13 protein-coding genes are annotated in these 20,373 nt (G+C 39.4%); 6 read left to right on the forward strand and 7 right to left on the reverse strand.

Features of this window, described 5'->3' with window-relative positions; translation table 11 throughout:
* Position 1 precedes the first annotated feature (1 nt).
* The 5 genes from moeA to hmgA form a co-directional block, all read right to left on the reverse strand.
* Positions 2-1,228 (reverse strand): molybdopterin molybdotransferase MoeA, encoded by a 1,227-nt coding sequence (gene moeA / locus ACVCDT_RS05485; protein ID WP_447131760.1) that lies wholly within the window; start codon positions 1,226-1,228, stop codon positions 2-4.
* Between the two features lie 167 nt (positions 1,229-1,395).
* Positions 1,396-2,256: a TraB/GumN family protein gene (locus ACVCDT_RS05490; protein WP_447131761.1), complete on the reverse strand. Its 861-nt coding sequence runs from the start codon at positions 2,254-2,256 to the stop codon at positions 1,396-1,398.
* Positions 2,257-2,458: 202 nt separating this feature from the next.
* Positions 2,459-3,088 (reverse strand): maleylacetoacetate isomerase, encoded by a 630-nt coding sequence (maiA, locus tag ACVCDT_RS05495; protein ID WP_447131762.1) that lies wholly within the window; start codon positions 3,086-3,088, stop codon positions 2,459-2,461.
* Positions 3,089-3,090: 2 nt separating this feature from the next.
* Positions 3,091-4,404 carry a fumarylacetoacetase gene (fahA, locus tag ACVCDT_RS05500; RefSeq protein WP_447131763.1) on the reverse strand — a complete coding sequence of 438 codons (1,314 nt, stop codon included), beginning with the start codon at positions 4,402-4,404 and terminating at the stop codon, positions 3,091-3,093.
* Positions 4,405-4,518: 114 nt separating this feature from the next.
* A complete protein-coding gene (hmgA, locus tag ACVCDT_RS05505; RefSeq protein ID WP_447131764.1) occupies positions 4,519-5,820 on the reverse strand; it encodes a homogentisate 1,2-dioxygenase in 1,302 nt (433 codons plus the stop codon).
* 127 nt (positions 5,821-5,947) lie between these two features.
* Here hmgA and ACVCDT_RS05510 point away from each other — a divergent pair, with 127 nt between their 5' ends.
* The 6 genes from ACVCDT_RS05510 (at position 5,948) to ACVCDT_RS05535 (ending at position 16,401) form a co-directional block, all read left to right on the forward strand.
* The gene (locus ACVCDT_RS05510; protein ID WP_447131765.1) at positions 5,948-6,418 is read left to right on the forward strand and encodes a MarR family winged helix-turn-helix transcriptional regulator; all 471 of its coding nucleotides are present in this window, start codon (positions 5,948-5,950) and stop codon (positions 6,416-6,418) included.
* 208 nt (positions 6,419-6,626) lie between these two features.
* The gene (locus ACVCDT_RS05515) at positions 6,627-11,087 is read left to right on the forward strand and encodes a PAS domain-containing protein (RefSeq protein ID WP_447131766.1); all 4,461 of its coding nucleotides are present in this window, start codon (positions 6,627-6,629) and stop codon (positions 11,085-11,087) included.
* Positions 11,088-11,280: 193 nt separating this feature from the next.
* On the forward strand, positions 11,281-11,757 hold the full coding sequence (locus ACVCDT_RS05520; protein ID WP_447131767.1) for a hypothetical protein: 477 nt from the start codon (positions 11,281-11,283) through the stop codon (positions 11,755-11,757).
* 352 nt (positions 11,758-12,109) lie between these two features.
* Positions 12,110-13,168: an ABC transporter substrate-binding protein gene (locus ACVCDT_RS05525; protein ID WP_447131768.1), complete on the forward strand. Its 1,059-nt coding sequence runs from the start codon at positions 12,110-12,112 to the stop codon at positions 13,166-13,168.
* A 10-nt stretch (positions 13,169-13,178) separates the two neighbouring features.
* Positions 13,179-15,680, forward strand: a complete 2,502-nt coding sequence (locus ACVCDT_RS05530; RefSeq protein WP_447131769.1) for an EAL domain-containing protein — start codon at positions 13,179-13,181, stop codon at positions 15,678-15,680.
* A gap of 73 nt (positions 15,681-15,753) precedes the next feature.
* On the forward strand, positions 15,754-16,401 hold the full coding sequence (locus ACVCDT_RS05535; RefSeq protein WP_447131770.1) for a TorF family putative porin: 648 nt from the start codon (positions 15,754-15,756) through the stop codon (positions 16,399-16,401).
* A 378-nt stretch (positions 16,402-16,779) separates the two neighbouring features.
* Here the strand turns inward: ACVCDT_RS05535 and ACVCDT_RS05540 are convergent, their stop codons facing one another.
* Positions 16,780-18,636 carry a metallophosphoesterase gene (locus ACVCDT_RS05540; protein WP_447131771.1) on the reverse strand — a complete coding sequence of 619 codons (1,857 nt, stop codon included), beginning with the start codon at positions 18,634-18,636 and terminating at the stop codon, positions 16,780-16,782.
* Positions 18,637-18,640: 4 nt separating this feature from the next.
* Positions 18,641-20,287: an ATP translocase gene (locus ACVCDT_RS05545; RefSeq protein ID WP_447131772.1), complete on the reverse strand. Its 1,647-nt coding sequence runs from the start codon at positions 20,285-20,287 to the stop codon at positions 18,641-18,643.
* Positions 20,288-20,373 lie beyond the last annotated feature (86 nt).

Genomic DNA, 20,373 nt, shown 5'->3' on the forward strand with positions numbered 1-20,373 from the left:
TTTATTCTTTGAAAGGTTGAATTTTTACTAGGCTGCCAGCTGCAATGTCAGCACTATCTAGTTCAAGTACTATGTAGCAATTTGCATGGGCAACAGAGCTCATAATGCCTGAGCCTTGTTTTCCTTTGGGTGAAACCCATAATTGACCTGATTCATCCCTATAGTAAAGTCCACGTTGAAAGTCTGCTCTTCCGGGACGCTTTTTAATCTTAGTTGCGGTTTTGGCCACAAAGTATGAATAAGGCTGATAACTTTGGCCAGTTAAATGTTGAATCAAAGGCTTAACTAGTTGCTCAAAGGTAACAAAAGTTGAAACTGGATTACCGGGTAAACCACAAAATACGGCTTGTTTTAGTTGCCCAAAAGCAAAAGGTTTGCCTGGTTTAATGGCCACTTTCCAAAAGTCTATTTTACCTTGTGTAGCCAAAATTTCTTTTACATAATCAGCTTCACCTACTGACACTCCACCACAAGAAATCACAAGATCACATAAGTTGCCTGCTTGTTCGAATACTTGATTAAGTTGTGGTTTGTTATCTGCAATGATCCCAAAATCAAACAACTCAACGGGGTGCTCAGCTAATAAGGCTTTTAACGCGCTTCTATTGCTCTCGTAAATAGCCCCTGGTTTAAGAGGTTGGCCGGCAGGGGTGAGTTCATCGCCAGTAGCAATGATCCCCACTTTTAGCTTGCCTACCACGCTAATATCACTAACCCCTACAGATGCGATGAGTGCTAAATAGGCTGCATTAAGTTTAGTTCCTGCGCTAACTACTACCTCATCTAGCTCAATATCTTCACCCGCTTTACGTACATTTTCACCTAGGCTGATATCTTGGGTAAGGGTGACGCTAGAGTCTGATATCTGAGTGTTTTCTTGCATTATCACGGCATTAGCATTAGCTGGTATCACCGCGCCTGTCATTATTCTTACACATTGCCCAGCCTCTAATTGCCCAGTAAATGGCTGTCCAGCTAAGGCACTACCTATTAGTTCAAGGTTTGAACCGGCTTGTACCTGTTTGGCATTTAGCGCAAAGCCATCCATAGCTGAATTGTCGGCTGGCGGCACTTGAATGTTAGCCTTAACATCTTTAGCTAATACTCTACCTAAGGCGTCATCCAGCTCAACTTCTTCAGTTTGTTGCAATCTATTCACTTGTTGAAACATAGCCTTTAGTGCCAAGTCTATTGGCATAAGATCAGGAGAATCGCAGTAGTTCAACATAAAACAACATACCTAATAGTGTGTATTGATTAATGGCCAAGCTTAACAATCCGACAGAATAGCAACAAGGCCAAGATGAGTCTAAAAAGTGCGTAAATGCCAGTTGCTAATTCATTACCAGCTTAAAAAGGACAGTCCCTTAACTCGATGCAATTAAGGGCTACAGTTTATAGTTTTTCAACCTTATAACCCTGAGCTTTTAGCTTAGTCAAAACACTGTCTGGCCCTGCCAAATGTAATGCTCCCACTAAAATAAACTCAACGGGCTGGTCACTAAGCATGTTTTTGATCTTAGGCATCCAATTTTCGTTACGCGTAACCAAAAGGTCCTTATATATTTGTGGATAGTCAGCTTTAAAAGACAAAATACCCACCTCAGCCATTCCCTGCATATCACCTTTTAACCAAGTGTTATGCAAGGCATTAAAACTATTTGGCATCTTTTGTAGATCTTTTAAGGTGTAATCAATCATGGCGCTAGGGTCGTCTTTACCTAGATTAGCAATAAAGTTTAATTGTTCATCCGGCGTTTCTAACCAAAATTGAGGTTTTCCCGCTTGCAGGGCTTTATCAGAATAGAATTTATCTACCCCTTCACTGGTGTACCCTAGAGCTTGTAACTCTAAAAAGGTCAGAGAGATGGCCAATAAACTGGGTTTGTGAGACGCAAAGGCCTGCATAGGTAAATTTTTAGATGACAGATATATGGCCAAATTTTTATAGGTTTGCGGATCCAACACTTGGTTGATTGTGGTGCCATCGTTAAACATCATTAAACTCATCATCTTTTGTCCAAAGGCGGGGGTGTTGATGGCAGCGATATCGGTTTCAAAAACCAATTTATCAGCCTGTGCAAAGGCCAGATCATATTCTTTAGGTAAAGGGTAATCATCGGGAGTTAGAACATGAATAGTGCCGCCAATATACAAGCTGTGCTCTTTACCAGACACTTTCCAAACCGAGGCTGCTTGAACAGCTGATGCCAAAACTAGACTCACGCCTAGTACAGCGAATTTTTTAAAATTCATGTTTTAACTTTACCCTATCTTTGGTTAACAATTTTACCTAGCATACCTAGACAACAGCCGTTTTAATAATACTGATTTTAAAATTTTCAGAATTTCTAGTAAGAAAATGTGACTGAATACAATAACGGGCATGCAATATTGTGGTAGTGAAAAGTGTAGAGGCTAAAATAAATAAGCCTACTTTAGGTAGGCTTAATTAATATTATAAGGCGTCAATTTGCTGTTCTGGTTGCGCCTGTATAAAAGCATCGAGTTGATTACAATGCTGATAAATTGCATGTATTTTGGGAAAGGGCTGCATATCCACTTCAAACCTTAAGGCGTTATATACCTGAGGGATCAAATAAATATCGGCCAAAGTCAAAGTATCATCAAAACAATACTTATTGCTGGTTAACATAGACTCTAAAGCGTTAAAGCCTTCAATTATCCAGTGCCGGTACCAAGTTAACTTTTGCTCGCTGTCTACTTTTAGCTCTTGGGTGAGGTAGTTAAGAATGCGTAAATTACAAATAGGGTGAATGTCACAGGCAATGATATCCACAAAACTTTGAATTTTAGCCGCTTTAAATACATCACTTGGCAACAAGGGCTTAGCAGGGTACTGCTTATCTAAATAAGCTAAGATAGCCCCAGACTGGGCTAAAAACTGGCCGTCATCTAGTTCTAAGCAGGGGACTAACCCCTGCGGTTGTTTAGTTAGATAGTCAGCATCCTTATGCGCTTTTTTAAGCAGATTTACCGGTACGATTTGGTGCGAAATTTGTTTTAAATTTAACGCTATCCTTACTCGATAAGCTGCTGATGAGCGATAGTAGCTATAAAGTTTCATGCTTAAACCCTAGCAGGTAACACGGTTGAAACAACTTCACCAAAGCCAATTTTAGCTGCACCAGCTTTACTACAAGAAGCGCGCATAATAATAGTATCGCCGTCTTCTAAGAAAGTACGCTGTTCACCATTTGGCAAACTAATTGGCCGTTTTCCGCCATTGCTTAACTCTAATAGTGAACCGGCTTCTTCTCCTGCAGGACCAGACTGGGTGCCTGAGCCTAACAAATCACCACTGCGCATTGCACAACCATTGCTAGCATGATGGGTAATCAGTTGTGCCGGTGTCCAATAAGAATACTTAAAATTGGACTCAGAAAGTTGAACCTCGGCTTGTTGTTGTTCTTTCATTTTTTGAGTTTGAATAAAACAACTTAGATCAATATCTAGTCCACCTGCCTGAGTATTTTGCTCGCTAGTTAAATAGGGCATAGGTTGAGGATCTGACTCAGGACGAGTAAATGCACTACGATAAGGGGCTAAGGCTTCCATAGTAACTATCCAAGGAGAAATAGTTGAGGCAAAGCTTTTTGCTAAAAACGGACCTAAAGGTTGGTATTCCCAAGCTTGAATATCACGGGCCGACCAATCATTAAAAATACACACACCAAATAGATGATTTTCGGCATCTTCAATATTGATTACTTCACCAATTTCTGTGCTTTTACCTACAAAAATACCCATTTCTAATTCGTAATCTAGGCGCTTACAAGGACCAAAGCTAGGCTCACTGGCATCTGGTGCCTTGGTTTGGCCTACAGGGCGTGGAAAGCTTTGTCCAGATATACCAATAGTAGAAGAACGCCCATGATAACCAATTGGGATCCATTTGTAGTTTGGTAATAAAGGGTTATCAGGTCGGAACAACTTACCTACTGCAGTGGCGTGGTAAATTGAGGTGTAAAAATCTGTGTAGTCACCTATATGGCAAGGCATGCCAAACTCAATTTGATCTTGATCAACTAAAGTTGAGCTCATAGCCTGTTGCTCTGCGGCACCTGTACGAAGTGCTTTAGACAAAGCTAACCTTAGTGCTGAGTTTGCTTCTACGCCTAAGTTCATAAGGGCATTTAAGCTGCTTTGACTGGCGGCTTCTAACGCTTGTTGCGCTAAACCACTAAAGAGTTTTAATTGAGCTAGTTCAGCTAAATCAATTACCTTGTCACCTATGGCCACACATCCACGGTAAGCTTGGTTACTGCCTTTACGTTTAAATACCGCAAAAGGTAAATTTTGGATAGGAAAATCGCTGTTATTATTGGCTGACTCAACCCAACTGCTTAAGTTGACATCATGCGTTTCATTTATGCTTAACATAGTATTCCTCTGTGTTTTCTTAATTTTAAGCTTGGTATACGCCCAAGCTTATTTACAATTTTAAGTTTGATCTGATCCATTCGATTTTAAACCCTAAGGTAAATCGCAAAAGTATTAGGGCTGCCCATTAAAATGTTTTTTAAGATCGCCCCAGCAACCTAGATAGTCCTGCTGTTTTGTAGGGCTATTTAACGCAAACTCTGTAGGGGCAATGACATATTTAGATTCAAACATAAAAGCTAAAGTATTATCGTATTTTTGTGGTTTAAGTTCGGCATTTGATGCGGCCTCAAATACTGCGGCTTCGGGCCCATGAGGTGTCATGCAATTATGTAAACTCATGCCACCAGGTACAAAACCTTTTTCTTTGGCGTCGTAGGTGCCTTCAATTAAGCCCATAAATTCGCTCATCACATTACGATGATACCAAGGGGGTCTAAAGGTATTCTCTGCCACCATCCAACGCGGTGGAAAAATAACAAAATCAATATTTGCGGTGCCGTGCGTTTCAGATGGTGAGGTCAGTACAGTGAAAATACTGGGATCTGGATGATCAAAGCTCACAGTATTGATTACGTTAAAGCGCGCCAAATCATATTTATAAGGTGCAGAGTTACCTACCCAGGCCACTACATCAAAAGGACTATGTTGCAGGTCTGCTTGATACAATTGGCCACAGAATTTGGTTATCAGCTCACTTTTTTGCTGCTTGTCTTCAAACCAAGCAACTGGATAGCAAAAATCTCTTTGGTTAGTAAAGCCATTTGCCCCCACTGGCCCTCGCTCTGGCAAAGTTAACAGCGCGCCGTAATTTTCGCAGATGTAGCCGCGTATTGGCCCATCTATTGGATCGATTTGAAACTTAATGCCTCTAGGGATAACCAATATTTCCCCTGGGCCCACTTCTAAGCGACCTAATTCAGTGCTTGCAAGCAAGCGACCTTGCTGCGGAACAAAGAGTAATTCACCGTCTACATTACAAAAGTAGCGGTTGTGCATTTGACTATTGGCACAATACAGATGAATTGCCATGCCAGTATGGGTTTTAGCATCGCCATTAGCGGCTACTGTTTTTAAGCCACTTATAAAATTTGTGTCTTGTTCAGGAATAGGCTCTGCATCCCAACGCATGACATTAGGCGGGCAGGGAATAGTCAAAGGCGCAGTTTGGATCAGCCCATTATCTATGGGCGAATAATCTCCCATTTTGATAGAAGGGTTGATCCTATACATCCAAGTACGACGATTTTCGTGTCTTGGGGCAGTAAAAGCCGTACTACTGAATTGCTCAGCATATAATCCGTAGGCACATTTTTGTGGATTAAACTGACCAACAGGTAACGCGCCAGCCAAGGCTTCGGTTTCATGCTCGTTATTAAAGCCATGTAAATAACAAAGTGATGTCTGTTCTTTCATTGGTTTTGCTCACTGCTAGGTTAGGCATATACTCTCATATGAAACTATATTAAGGTAATCCTACTGCTGGATAGTAGACAAGTCAGTGTATTTTTATCTTTACGTTAAATAGGTTGGTAAAGCGTATATGCAATCGCAAAATCTTCAACAATTAGAATTAAATCAATTTGTACCTTATCGACTAGTGAATTTAGCCAATAAAATGAGTCAGGGCTTATCAAAAATTTATAAACAAAGCTTTGATATCAGTATTGCTGAGTGGCGGGTATTGGCGCAATTGGCCCAACAACACAAGCTTTGTGCTAAAGAGGTTGGCGAGATCACTGCTATGGATAAATCTAAAGTCTCGCGGGCCGTCAAGTTGTTGCAACAAAAAGGTCTGCTTAGCAAACAAACTAAAGAGCAAGATAACCGCACTGTGTATTTGTCTTTAAGTGAACAAGGCACCGAGCTATATCAACAAATTGTCCCTAAAGCCCTCGAATGGGAAGCTAAGCTATTTGATGATTTAGCCAAAGATGATAGGCAAAGCTTACTTAATTTAATCAACAAACTAGATAGCAGTATTTTAGCCTTAGACCTAAACAACAAAAATTAAGGCATTTAAGGTGTTATATATGTATTAATTTCTATACTTAGTTGTACTTGTTTGGCTGTTTAAACGTCTTTGAGTGTTTTAGGCTGTGCACTCTTATTTTTGTATTGGTGGAAAATCTAACATGTCTGTGCAGCCGTTTCTGCGAAATGCTAGTTGCTTAATCCTAAAAAGCTTATCTGTGTGTTTAACATTTATAAGTTATCCGAGTATGGCATTGGCTCAAAAAGGCTTAGATTTTTTACAGGCGCAAGGTAGTCAAGCTCAGCAATTTATCTTTTATGCCTTAGTTGCATTGGTCGTTAGCTTATTAATATGGATAACTAAACAAAGTTTGCAGAGCCGACAAGCTAAAAGGGTAATTGAAAAACAAAAGCAAGGACTAGCCACCAATACCCAGTTATTAAAAAACTTTAAAGTAGGCATGTTGCACTTAAATCAAGCTGGCGAGATTGTTTTTGCAAATAGAGTGGCGGCTTATTTTCTGGGTAGCAAAGAAGAAAAACTAGTAGGGCAAAAGATAACAACTATTGTAGAAAAGTCACAACAAGAGCAAGTAGATGCAGCGTTAACTGGAGAGCAAAGCACACCTTTTTTGTGTTATATGCAAACCAGTAAACGCCATTTACATTTTGCTTTTAGCCAAGAATCCCACCCTGAGTTAGATATAAATTGGGTGGTGTCTATCTCTGACGTGAGTAACTTTCAGCACAAAATTAACCAGTCTGCTCAGCAGCATGAAAGTTACCAACAAGCATTAGCGCAGTTGCAGATTGGTCAGCTGAATATCGATTTAGATAAAAAACAATTTAGCTTAAATTCTGTCTTGGCTGAAAGCTTGCAAATTAAACACGCCTTAAGTGGAGAATTAAAGCAATTTAACGCTCGAATCAAACCAACTCAATTAATGCATTGGGAGCAACTATTAAAACAAGCCCAAGAGCAGCCCAATATAGAATTCATAGCAGACTTTTTACCAGCAGAAATTGCACATTCAACTAACCAAGGTAGTGAGCCAAAAGAGTTAGAACAACACTATGTACGCCTGCGTATTGTTGGCCAATACCAAGAACAAGCGGGTAAAGGGCGACAATTAGTTTGTTTTGTGGAAAATCTCGCAGAACTAGCACAACAAGAACAACAATTTTATATAAGCCAACAACAAACTCAGGCTTTACTGTCGGCTAATTTGCAACCCGCCTATTTATTAAATAACCACTCAGAGATTGTCAATTGTAATTCGGCTTTTGAATCTTTAGTAAAACAACGCCTGAGTAAACTTAAAGGTCAATCAATTCAAGGGTTGCAACTATTCAGTGATGAAATAACTGCCATGCATACAAAAAATGCCGGCAGTTTAGTAGGGGCGCAATTTGGTCAAGAAAAGGAGTGTGATTTACATCTAGACAGTGAGACCACTAAACAAGTGAAAGTTAAGCTTAGTTACGTACTAGATGCAGATAAAAATCGTTGTGGGTTAGTGGGGGTAATCCACGACCTAACAGAGTTAAAACAACTAAAACAGCAGTTGTCGCAAACACAAAAACACTTCACTAGTATTATTGATCTTGCCCCTGTTGCAGTAACAGTAATAGATGCCGAAGGTGGCATAGTTAGCGCCAATATTGCTATGACTGACAGGTTAGGCTTATCTGAAAGAGAACTAAAACAGCAAGGTTTTTATGCGTTATTTAACGATCCTGAAAATGCGAATAAAGCCCGTAAAACCTTAATAAGCGAGGCTAGATTACGTAACTTTGTGGCTAAATTAAAAGGTAAAAACGAACAGTTATTTGCCAGTGAATTACATATAGATTGTTTAAATAAAGAAAAACAAGAATACCTATGCTGGATTTGGGATAGAAGCAAAGAACAATACCACCAAGATAAGTTTGATGGCTTATTAGAACACAGCAGTATGCCCATGGCGGTATTAGCAGAGCAGGGCTTTACACAACTTAATCCAGCTGCTTGTAAGTTTTTTAAATTAAATAATCAACAAGATTTATTAGGGCGATATCCCTTTGAGCCAGAGTTGAATTTAGACCAACAAGGCTGCTCTGAGTTAGAGCGTCAGGTAAATAAAGTGAAACTAGATGGTCAAGCAAAGTCTTTTGCATGGGAGCATTTGGTAAACAACCAGACTATTCCTTGCCATATAACGTTGGTGCCTATGTATAAAGGCACAGAGTTTGATTCAATTTTATGTGTTTGGGCAGATTTAAGAGATTTAAAAAAAGCCGATGAAGAAAGATTAGCAGCAATAAACTCACGCCTAGCTGCAGAAAAAGCCGCAGCCGAAAAACAACAACAACTTACAAATAGTCAGGCACAGTTAGCCAGCAAAGCACGTAATTTGGCCGATACCGAATCGAAATTACAAGCAGCTAAACAAGATCTTAGTGAAAAACAACACGCCTTTTCTGACTTACAACAAGCTCACAAAAGCGTGACAGACAACTTGCAGCAATTACAGCAAGAATATAATCAAAACAGGCAACAACTCAGCCAAGCCCAACAAGACAATTCTGATTTAGCCGAACAACTTGAAGCCACCACAGCTAAAGTCTCTGGTTTACAGGCTCAGCGCAATCAAATATCAGATGCCTTACAAAATAGTGAAAAGCGATACAAAGAGGCACAGCAAGCGCTAGATGAAAGTGAAGAAAACGCCGAAAAACTTAAACAACAACAGTTAACTAAACAACAACAGCTTGACGAGTTTGCTGCAGAAATCGACAGTTTAAAAAGCTCAATGCAGCAAAAAGATCAACAACTGCAGGATGTAGCAGGGCAAATTAATTCGTTGCAATCTCAACTCACTAGCTCAGGCAATACCAGTGAAAAATTGCGTCAACAGTTAGTTAATCAGCGAAAAGCCAGTGAAGAAGCAGAACAACAACGCAGACAGTTAGAGCAAACCTATAAAGTGGCGCAATCTGAGTTATCCACCAAGGTGCGCCATGTTGAGCATTTACAAAACGAAAAACTCAAGCTCGAAGAAATGTCTAATCAGCAAAAGGGCGACATGCAAGCCTTGCAAGCCCAATTAAAAGAAGAGTTAGAAGCAAAACAACAGCAATTGCAGCTTACCCAAAAAGCTCTAAATGAAAGTAAACAAGCTGCAGAACAAGAAAAACAAGCCAGAGAGAAACAGCAACAAGAATATCAACGCCTACAAACAGAATTAGCTGAAGCAGAGGCGCGTAGTCAGCAACAGCAAGCTAATATGGCCAAAACTGAACAAAAGCTGGTAGAGCAACAACAGCAAATAGAACAAGAGTTGCAGCAAAAACAACAACAACTTAAAGAAACCCAAGAAAATTTAGATTTAACCAAAGAGCAAACCCAAGCAGAAAAAGATCAGCAACAACAACTGTTGGCTAAGTTACAAAGTGAATTAGCTGAAGTGCAAAGTCGAAGTGATCAACAGCAACAAAAAATTGCCGAGCGTGATGAAAACTGGCAAGCCCAACAACAAGCCTTGCAGTCTGAAGTTGAGGCGAAACGCCAACAATTACAATCAACCCAAGACAAACTTAATAATATTACTCAACAGGCAGATGTTGAAAAATTAGCGCGTATTGAGCAACAACAAAAGCTCGAACAACTCACTATAGAGTTATCTGATGTAGAAAATCGTGCCAATAAACAAAAACAAATGTTAGAGGGCAGTGACGAGCAATGGCGTAAACATCATGAAGAAATTGAGCAACAAAAACAACAACTACAGCAAGCTTTAAAAGACGCCGAGCAACAAAATAGTCAGCTGCAAGAAAAACTACAAGGCAACCTAGAGCAATTACAAATTGCAGAATCTCAGGTAACAGAAACCAAAAGCACAGAACAACAATTACAAGATGAATTAGATAAAGCCCGTGAAGACGCCCAAAGTTTACAACAACGTTTAAAACAACAAGAAGATCAAGAGCGTAAGCTTCAAGCGCAACTAAAATCGCAACAAACCGATTTAGCTGGCAGTGAAAAAAGTATTCAAAGTTTAGAAGCTAAACAAGCAGAGTTAACCGCTCAGTTAAAAGCCGTACAAAGCGAATACAGCCAAAGCAAAGCTAGCTTAACAGATCAGCATTCAAATCATGCCGAACTAACCTCGCAATTAAATAAACTAGAGCAAGAGCTAAAAAACAGTAAAGGCCAATTAGATGATAAAGAGCAGGCATTGCAACAGGCCAATCAACAATTGCGCACTAATCAAGCTAAATTAGCTGAGCAAGAAAGTCAGCTTTTAAACGCGCACAAAGAAGAACTAAAACAAGCCAAGTCTGAGTCAAAAGTGGGCTCTGAAATCAGTAAGATTGAATTCCCTAGTAACCCCAAAGTTTGGTTTGACCTTCTCACCTATCTACAAGGCCAAGAAATTAACCAGCCACTGCCAGAAGTATTAACTGATCTCATGCAAAGCCTACAAAATGCCATTCAAGAAACAGATAAAGCAGTGGGCGACGATGATGTCACTGCCATCTTAGCTGGTGCAAGGAAATTGGTTATGATAGCCAATAAAGTTAATTCAGACGCGCTAACCGATGCAGTAACTCGCTTAGAAGCTGACTGTCGCCAAGGGTTAGTAGACAACATAGCCATTGCCTGGCCCACAGTACAACGCTCGTTAAACAACACCCTACGGGTGATATATTCTCATTTGAATCACTAGTTAGCCAAAGTCATGTAAGTGATAGAGGTAGTTAGCTGTTGCAATTGTGAATGCAGTTATCTGCCTCTGCAATAAGCAAATCCTTGCTATACCTTGATTAAAGTTTAGGTTTTACCTTATTCGAGACCTCCTTGTGTAATTCACATGTGGCGCTTAAGCTTTTAAATTAATCAAGCTGGTTGGTAGATAGACAATGAAGAACATCGACATCGGTCAAACAATATCAATACTTGCAAATATCGGAGTTATAGTTGGCATTGTTTTTCTAATATTTGAGTTACAACAAAATACACAGACTATGCGTCTGGCTTCAGCTCAGAGTTATCTAACCGGAGGGGCAAGCCTTGATTTTCAGATTGCAACTAACCCAGAATTCGCAAATCTGTTGATTCGGGGCGATAACAAAGAAGATTTAAGCGATGGGGAAGCGCTTCAACTGGACCGTTGGAATTATGCCGTATTTAGGCAATGGGAAACGGCGCACTACTTACACATTATTGATGCCTTAGAAGACAAATTATGGCTCGCGTATCGACATGAAATTCATAAAATTCTCTCACGTAGCCTTGGTATGAGACTGTACTGGATTGAAGGGAAAAACAGTTTTACCCCAGCGTTTCAACAAGAAATAAATAAAGTCTTAGATAATACTCTAATGGAATTAGATTAAGCATTTAAGCTTGATAAGGTGCTCATTTAAAACAAATCACTTCAGCACGCGAACAATGCGGTTATTTATCTCTAGGTAGTTTAAGTAATGAAGGGATTGGTAAAGATCAATTGCCATAAGATATGGATTAAGTGTATTTACCAAAGGGTAAAGGTTTTAGCTAGAATGACTTTGATAGTGATATGAGTTTCATATTTTCTTAGCAATTATTAGTTACCATTTATTTACCAATACTTTCAGGCATTTGAATACAATTCGACTAACATTTAACAGTAACTGTTTTGTTGATTTTTAATGAGTAACGACTTGGCTGTTAAAAGTTGTTTACTGTTACAAAAAACTGAGGAATACCATGAAGCACTTTTATCTTGCAATATTAGTTATCTCTTTATTCTTTTCCTTTTTTACTTTTGCACAAGAGGCCTCTAACAGCGAAAAAGAATTAGTACTTTATAATTGGGAAGAGTACATGCCCGAAGCCGTTCTTGAGGAGTTTTTTGAAGAAACCGGTTATCGCGTAAGGCAGGTGTATTACGAAACTGACGATCTTAAAGATGAATTGATATATGCCACCCAAGGTAGGGGCATGGATTTAATTGTTGGCAGTCGTTACAGTTTTAATAAATACGCGGATTACGGCAAACTGTTGGCTGATATTCCACCTGAGCAGTTTCCCAATATGAAACATATCGATCCCAGGTGGTTGAAAGATTCGCCAAAAATTCGCTCAAATTCTGTACCTTTTCTATGGGGAACCTTAGGCATAATGTACCGAAAAGACCTAGTCACAAAACCCGTTACTAGTTGGGCTGCTTTGTTACTACCAGATGAATCGTTAAAAGATAAAATCATCATGGTGAACGATGTTAGAGATTCTATGGCGGCTGCACTTATTTATCAGGGGCATTCCTTAAATACAGAGTCGGCAAAAGAAATTTCCGCAGCCGGTAAGTTGTTAAAGTCACAACGCCCCTATGTTAAGGCGTATAGATATGTGAATTTGGGTGAAAACTCAGAGTTAATAACAGGTTCAGTGCATATGTCGCTAGGCTACAATGGGGATGCTTTAGTATTAAAACAGAGTTTAGACAGCATTGATTATGTGGTGCCAAAAGAAGGCACCCAATTATGGGCTGATTTTATTGGTGTATTCGAAAACAGTAAGAATAAAGAAGCAGCCTTTAAATTTATTAACTTTATAAATGATCCCAAACGCGCGGCTTTTTTAGCTGAAGCATTAGAAACAGCGAGTTGCAACGCGTCTGCTGAGCAATTTATGAGTGCAGAGCATCTTAACAACCCATTGATTTACCCACCCAAAGAGGTGATTGAAAAATCTGAATTTTTACAGCCATTGAGTGCTCGGGCAACCAGTATGTACAACACGATTTTTATCAATATCACCAAGTAAGCACCAATAGATGAATTTACGCCAAAAGTTATTTGGCCCATTATTATTGATAGTCACTATTCCAGTGATTGTGCTGGGAGGTTTTGCCTACAACTTAATATCGGATCTCACCAAGACTTCTTTGATAAACAGTATAAATGATGTCTCACAATCTTTAGCTCCTGCGGTCAATGAAAAAATTAATACCGCTGAAACCAATCTTCGTCTATTTGGCAGTTCTAGGTTGCTTCAGGACTATATTATTCGTGGAGAAGAAAGGTACACCTTGTTGCAACCTAGCTTAATTAGGCAGTTTAGTGAGTATCAAAACGTCTATCCGGATTATTTTTCAATAAGCCTTATATTAGAAAATGGTGAAGTTGACTCAAGTGTAGATAACCGTGAAAACCCTAATCTAACTTTTGATTTGTCTGATTGGGGCTTCTATCAATTACTAACTAAAACCACTGACAATGAAGTAATTCTATTTGTTGAAGAAGAGTCAGATACAGGGAAATATATACTCAGCTTAGGGCTTCCGTTGTCTTTTAGTCCACAATTTAGTGCAACAGTTGGTGGCCAAGTAGTGAAAAGAAATTACCTCACTTTGTCACTGTATCTAGATTACATAGATAATATTATTCAAAATGTTTCGCTTTCAGAGGGCAGCCTTTTGATAGTGACTGCTCCTAATAATAAGATTTTATTTAGTAGTGATCCTAATGCAGATAGCAAAACCGATGAGTATTTAAGTCTGGTAGAGGACTCAGAAGGTTTTTATTTGCTAAACAGTACCAATGAGTCTTACTACGTTTCTTCGGTTTCCCTAGCCCATGGTTTTAAATTGTATGCCATGGTGCCCACCACAAAATTCAATGAATCAGCCAACGAATTAGCTTGGAAGTTATTACTGTTTTTTCTAGGCATAGTGCTGTCTATTTTTGTGATTAGTTTGCTTTATATTCAAAGATTGTTGTTGAGGCCCATTTATGCCATTAAAAATCTAGTTTCAGATATAACCCTTGGAAGAATGAATTCGTCATTGCCCTTTTCTAAAAGAGAAGATGAATTAGGGGAATTGTCAGGCTCAATAATCAAAATGCGCGATAAAATTAAGGAGAACAATGAAAAAATCGAAAAGCTGGCATATTTTGATGAGTTAACTGGCTTGCCCAACCGATTTAGTATGCATCTTGAGTTAGAGCGTTATATATCACGTGCAAATCGTTCATCAACAAAGTTTGCCTTAGCATTTTTAGATTTAGATAACTTTAAAGATGTAAACGATACCCTTGGCCATGATGTAGGTGATCAACTACTAATTGAAGCCTCTAACAGAATATTGCAAAACTTAAGGATCGACGATCATGTTCTACAAAACAAACATGCAACCTTAGAAACAGACGCAGTTTTAGCCAGACTTGGAGGGGATGAATTTACTGTTCTCATTGCTGGCATTGCCGAACCAAGTTTATTACAGGTGCCTCTTGACCGTGTGATTCAGTCACTTTCATCACCTTTTGTGATTGCTGACGAACGTATGACAGTAGGAGTAAGTATAGGCATTGCGGTTTACCCAGATGACGGACAAGAAAGTAAAGAGCTGCTTAAATGTGCTGACTTGGCTATGTACGAAGCCAAACGTAACGGTAAAAACTGTTTTGCGTTTTACAGTCAAGAAATGAATAAACAAGCCTTTGAAAGGCAATCCTTAGAAACCGCCCTTAGAAATGCGCAACAAAATAATGAGTTCAGCTTGCACTTTCAACCAAGAATGAGGATGAGTGACTATGCCGTTGAGGGCTTTGAAGCACTATTGAGATGGCATACTGCGGATTTAGGCCCTGTTTCGCCATATAGGTTTATCCCTATAGTTGAAGCAAACTTACAGATAGTGCAAATTGGCCGCTGGTTGTTGGAGCAGGCTTGTCAAAAAGTAAAACATTGGTTGGAAATGGGATATAACGACTTTCGTTTGTCGGTAAATGTCTCACCGGTTCAGTTGCATAGGGATAACTTAGTTTTAGTTATTTCCAAAGCGCTCAGCGATTATGGGATTTCAGGAAAGTACTTAGAAATTGAAATAACTGAGTCAGTTTTACTGGAAGATGAAAAACAAGCTATCACCACCTTGAATGACATCAAAAAACTTGGCGTGCGCATAGCCTTGGATGACTTTGGTACTGGCTATTCTTCGTTAAGTATTTTACGTAATTTGCCCATAGATATTTTAAAAATTGATCAGAGCTTTGTGATAGATATTGCCGACAACCCAGATAGCGCAAATGTCTTTGAAGCCATAGTGCAGTTGGCTAAAAAGCTTAACTTAACCACAGTAGCAGAAGGTGTCGAAACAGCCTCTCATCATGAAATGGTACTGTTGGCAAAATGTGATCATGCCCAAGGCTATTATTACGCTAAACCTCTTACCGAAAGCCAAGCCGATAGTTACGTACAAAGCTCTTTGCTCAGAAATAAGGTGATAGAACAGGATAATTATTTATACAACCAAGGTAATAAATTGCTTGATTAACTATAACCAACAAGGCCAATTTACTGGCCCTACATTGACTCAAAATAGAGATGACTAAATTATGAATAAAAGCATGAGTAAAAATTTAAAAGGCCTTACTTGTTTAAGCGCCATTGTTGCTGCAAGCATGCCAAATGTTGCTTTAGCAGAAGGTGAACTTAGTCATAATCTTGGCTTTGTTAGCCAATATTTGTGGCGCGGTTTTAATTTAAATGACGAAAAAGCTGCAATTCAAGCTAGCGTTGACTACGAAAATGAAAGCGGATTTTATGCTGGAGTTTGGGCATCTCAATACGATTTTGGCGACGGCGATGATGGTATTGAGGTTGATCTTTATGCTGGTTATAGCATGGATATCAGTGATGAATTTTGGCTAGATTTCTCGGTGACTAGTTACCAATATTCTGGTGAATCAGACGCCTCATTAGAATGGAAAATCGGACTAGGGCATGAATTTTTTGCGATTAATTACCATCACGACCAAGACTTAGATACCAACTACCTGGAACTCAATACCCAATATCCACTTAGTGACCAAATGAGTTTAAATGGTCATGTTGGACGCAATGATGATGGCGAAGAAAACACATACGACTACGCAGTGTATCTAAGTTATGCCCTAAGCGATAGACTGGAATTATCAGGCGGGTATTCAGACCACGAATACGATGAAAAGGGCGCTGAAGGCACCTTTTATGTTAGCTTGTTTGCTTCGTTTTAATACCTTTAATAACTAAGTAAGGAGCTACGGACATCCTGTTCATTTCAAAGGTATATTCGTAATAAATGTAAGGTTGATTAATATATTCAGGCTCTTATTAAGTGGCGAACTTTAGCCCAAGATGTATTCGCTCCTTAATGCCCCTTCAGCGGAACTGAATTTAATGCCACGGGAATGAACAGCAAGTCCATTTAGGGAATGACGGAGGGGAGTTGGGAGAAAGTCACTGTCTGCTTTCTCCGTAAAGGAGCTCACCACAGCTACAAATAGCAAAAATAGTTAAGTCTACTTGCCACTTATCTATCAAAGTTATACTCCATCTACCCAGCTCCTACAAACTTAAGCATTACAGAGTAGCAGCACTCGTAAAAGCTGGTGTTAGGTCTCACCAGCCAATAATTGTTCGCGTCTGTACCACAGGGTTTTAATCTGCCTATTATGCATATAGGGGCGTAAGGCTCTAAGTTGCTCCAAAGTTAACGATTTTAACGCTGCTCTAAATTCGTCAGTGAGTTTTATTTTTAAATTTCTTAGCATAGGCGGCATTCTTTTTTTGATACCAAAAGAGCGGGAGTGATCAATAAACCATACTTGCCAATCATTGTACGAATACAGCATGTTAGACATATTGCGGTCGCTATTTCTAATTAGGTAATCAAACACATTCATCATGTTATCTTGGGCTTTTTCATTGCAAAAACCGTCATATTCTAAATCTTGTTCTCTGCGCTGTTTTTCTGAAACTAAATTATCTAGCCATAACTGCAATGAGCCTGGCATACCCTTAATGGTTCTTAATACTGTCACGGGAACCAGTCCTATATCTAACATTCGATCTAATTTATAGGCTGCCACTTCGTAACTGAATCTGTCGGGGTTTCTTATGCTTTTGTCCCATCTGCCACTATGGCTGCCGGGGTCAGAGTCATAATATTTAAAGACTGCTTTAAGGCTTTTGCCGTCTTTTTCTAAGGTAACTCTAATGGGTTTGGTTTTTCCTATGGTTAATTCTTCTAAACTAGTAACATTTGCTTCAAGTAAAAAACTTTCAAGTTGTGCATCTGTCATATTGTATGGCGCATCAAAGTGACGTTTAGCAGATTCACTTGCTTGCCCAAGTTTTCCAGTTAAACCATTGATGAGTGTATAGGATTGGTCAGCTTCGATTTTTGCCGCCCAAGGGCTACCTTTGTAATAGCTGTTTAACATGCCCGTATCCATCACTATTAATTGGCCATTTAACCTGTGTAACACTTGCCTAGTTGGGGTAGTGGAGTGACCCACCCATAAACGCGAAGCATTCCATTGAGATAAAATGTTAGACAAAATTTCTGCTTCAAAATAAGGATGGCAGTAGGCATTGCCCCTATACCAAGTTGGACTATCCATAGAAAACAATAATTGTGTTTCAGCCGCTAAAAAGGCCTGTTTTTGCGGGCTGTCTTGTAATGATTTTAGGGCGTTTGCGCGATCATGATGAGCAATATTTATTAAGCTTGGGTGTGAATCAGTTAGGTCTTGCCAGTTTTGCAGGTAGCTTAATAAGGTTTTTCTCAGCCCATCGTTTAGCTCTTTTAAACTTAAGCCTTTTAATTTTGAAGAAAGCCCACCATGGGTAAATACTTGATCGTTTATTTGGATCACAAAAGGTAAAGCTGTTAACCATTGTCCATACTTGCCCTTTAAATTAAAGCCATTTAGGTGTGCAAAATATCCAGCTGGGTAAGTTTGATTAAAGGCCGTGTGTGAAGCTGAATTATCATTAGTCTGAGTATTAGTAAGATAGTATTGGTAATGTTTTGCTCTTAGCGCTGGGCTTTCATCTTGAGCAAACTCAGCTATTTCTTGTTTAGATAAGTAGCGTCGGTCGCCGGTAAGGTTCATGACTTCATGATTACCTAATACCACATGAACTCTGCCGCCAGCCAACTTAGCTTGGGTTTGTAGGTGCATTAATAAGTCTATGACTTTTCTAGAAGAAGGGCCACGATCGGTTAAATCACCTAGGCTGACAAAATGCGCTTCGCCGCCAGACCAGTTGTTGTGCTCATCGATTAACTTTAAAGTGCGTAGGCTAGTATGCAACTCTTCAAATGCACCGTGTATATCGCCAACCACATAAATAGGCGCTTGGGTGGTAAAGCTGTACTGACTGTCTGCTAAAGCCGAATAACAAAAGGTTAAACATATAATGGCAAAAAGCTTAAGACTGGGACCTCTAAATATTTTTAGCATGGTATTACTGTCCTTCTGAGTGTTCTGATTCACAATAAAATGAAACCTTTAAATTGGCCTTAACTGTGGCCCCATCAAAATCTGTGGCAACAACCTGAATATTTAAATTGCCTTCATAATCCTCTGGTGGTTCAAAGGAAAAGGTACGAGACATACGATCAAAGATGATCCAGTCTGGTAAAGGCTGCCCAGATTCCTGCAGGGCATAAAACTTAAGCGCATCGCCTATATCAGTGTCAACAAAAGTATTTTCACTGATACTAAATTCCGACAAATTACCCGAAGGTACCTGTATGCGAGGAATGGCCGCTTTTATAAAAGGCGCCGAATTGCCGGCACGTTTTTGTACCTCTAAAGTATTGGCGGTATTTACATGCCAAGCCAAAACCAGCAAGCCAAAAGCCAAGATTAAATTGCACAGAATAAAGCTCGAAATACTTAACGAATAAACCTGAGTCCCAACAAAAATAAAGCCACCGTATAACAAATCGCCTACCCGATAAAAGAAAGTATCTATGGTGGTTTTACCCAAATATTTTAGTTTTCGAGGGACTGGTAAAAACAGGGCTTGATGAGTGGTATTTTGCAGCGAATAATTAACACTGTTTTCTGCTGTCATAACAAATCTAACCAAAGAAAACACCGGAAAAAACGCCATCAAACTATAGCCAAGAATAATAACCAAAGGTGGGATCAATAAGCCGCCGCGTAGGCCTAACCATTCGAATACCCTAGACACCACAAAGAGTTGTAATAAAAAGCTACCTAAGGTGATCCATGAATAATAACTTGAATAAAATTGTCCTTGCCAGGCTTGTACATCGCTAATTTGTTTTGAGTGCAATAGCGATAAACTGTACTCGCTAACAAAGCGAGCCAAAATGTATTCGCCAGTGGAGTTTAGAAATACCAAAAGCATCACAAAAGCGGCAATGAGCAACAAATAGTTATTTTTTAATACAATAGAGAAACCATCAAGCCAATGGTTAACCTGTCTATCTGGCTTAGCCACTTCTTTATTAATGGAACCTTCTGGAATACAGGGATCTATTTTATCTGTTAGAAATACCACTAAAACTAAAAACAGAGTCGCTAACAGCATGATCCCAACTATGCCAATAACAGGGAAAATTGGCCCCGCAATGCGCGAGCCAAACCAAGAGCCAAAAGTAGCGCCAACAGCCAGGATCACAAACAGCCGCTGACCGCTTCTTACATTATATGAATCTGCGGCAAAGGCCCAAAATTGCGCTAACACCATAACCCCAAAAATACCCAACCACACATAAAAAGCCATGCCAACGTTTACATTTAAAAACTGTAAGAGAGCAAAAAATAATAAATGACTAATGAAAAAAAGCAGCACCCGATTGATCACTGCATTGCGCTGTTTTCGGTCTTTGTACCTGTGATACATCATGGAAAACATAGGAACAATTAACACCATGAGACCAGCCTGAAAGGCGGTGGCGTAACTTTTGTATTCGGCGCCACCGTAGGCCAAAATAAGCGGCTCACGCACCACTTTAAGTAAATAAAAGGTCGACATTAATAGAGCAACAATTATTGTTAGCAGTAAACAACTTCTCCCTTCACCTGGCTTTACTACACTAATTAAATTAAATAAGCGTTCATACCAGGAGTGCTGCAAAACCCTCCCTTGTTGCATAGATTATCTACTCTATCTTATTGAAACAGGTGTAATTATAGACACTAAATAAATCTACGCCTTGTTTG

The organism is Paraglaciecola aestuariivivens (assembly GCF_052983255.1).

Coding starts and splice junctions, on each gene's coding strand:
- moeA (WP_447131760.1), bottom strand. CDS start 1,228: ATGTTGAACTACTGCGATTCTCCTGATCTTATGCCAATAGACTTGGCA.
- ACVCDT_RS05490 (WP_447131761.1), bottom strand. CDS start 2,256: ATGAATTTTAAAAAATTCGCTGTACTAGGCGTGAGTCTAGTTTTGGCA.
- maiA (WP_447131762.1), bottom strand. CDS start 3,088: ATGAAACTTTATAGCTACTATCGCTCATCAGCAGCTTATCGAGTAAGG.
- fahA (WP_447131763.1), bottom strand. CDS start 4,404: ATGTTAAGCATAAATGAAACGCATGATGTCAACTTAAGCAGTTGGGTT.
- hmgA (WP_447131764.1), bottom strand. CDS start 5,820: ATGAAAGAACAGACATCACTTTGTTATTTACATGGCTTTAATAACGAG.
- ACVCDT_RS05510 (WP_447131765.1), top strand. CDS start 5,948: ATGCAATCGCAAAATCTTCAACAATTAGAATTAAATCAATTTGTACCT.
- ACVCDT_RS05515 (WP_447131766.1), top strand. CDS start 6,627: ATGGCATTGGCTCAAAAAGGCTTAGATTTTTTACAGGCGCAAGGTAGT.
- ACVCDT_RS05520 (WP_447131767.1), top strand. CDS start 11,281: ATGAAGAACATCGACATCGGTCAAACAATATCAATACTTGCAAATATC.
- ACVCDT_RS05525 (WP_447131768.1), top strand. CDS start 12,110: ATGAAGCACTTTTATCTTGCAATATTAGTTATCTCTTTATTCTTTTCC.
- ACVCDT_RS05530 (WP_447131769.1), top strand. CDS start 13,179: ATGAATTTACGCCAAAAGTTATTTGGCCCATTATTATTGATAGTCACT.
- ACVCDT_RS05535 (WP_447131770.1), top strand. CDS start 15,754: ATGAGTAAAAATTTAAAAGGCCTTACTTGTTTAAGCGCCATTGTTGCT.
- ACVCDT_RS05540 (WP_447131771.1), bottom strand. CDS start 18,636: ATGCTAAAAATATTTAGAGGTCCCAGTCTTAAGCTTTTTGCCATTATA.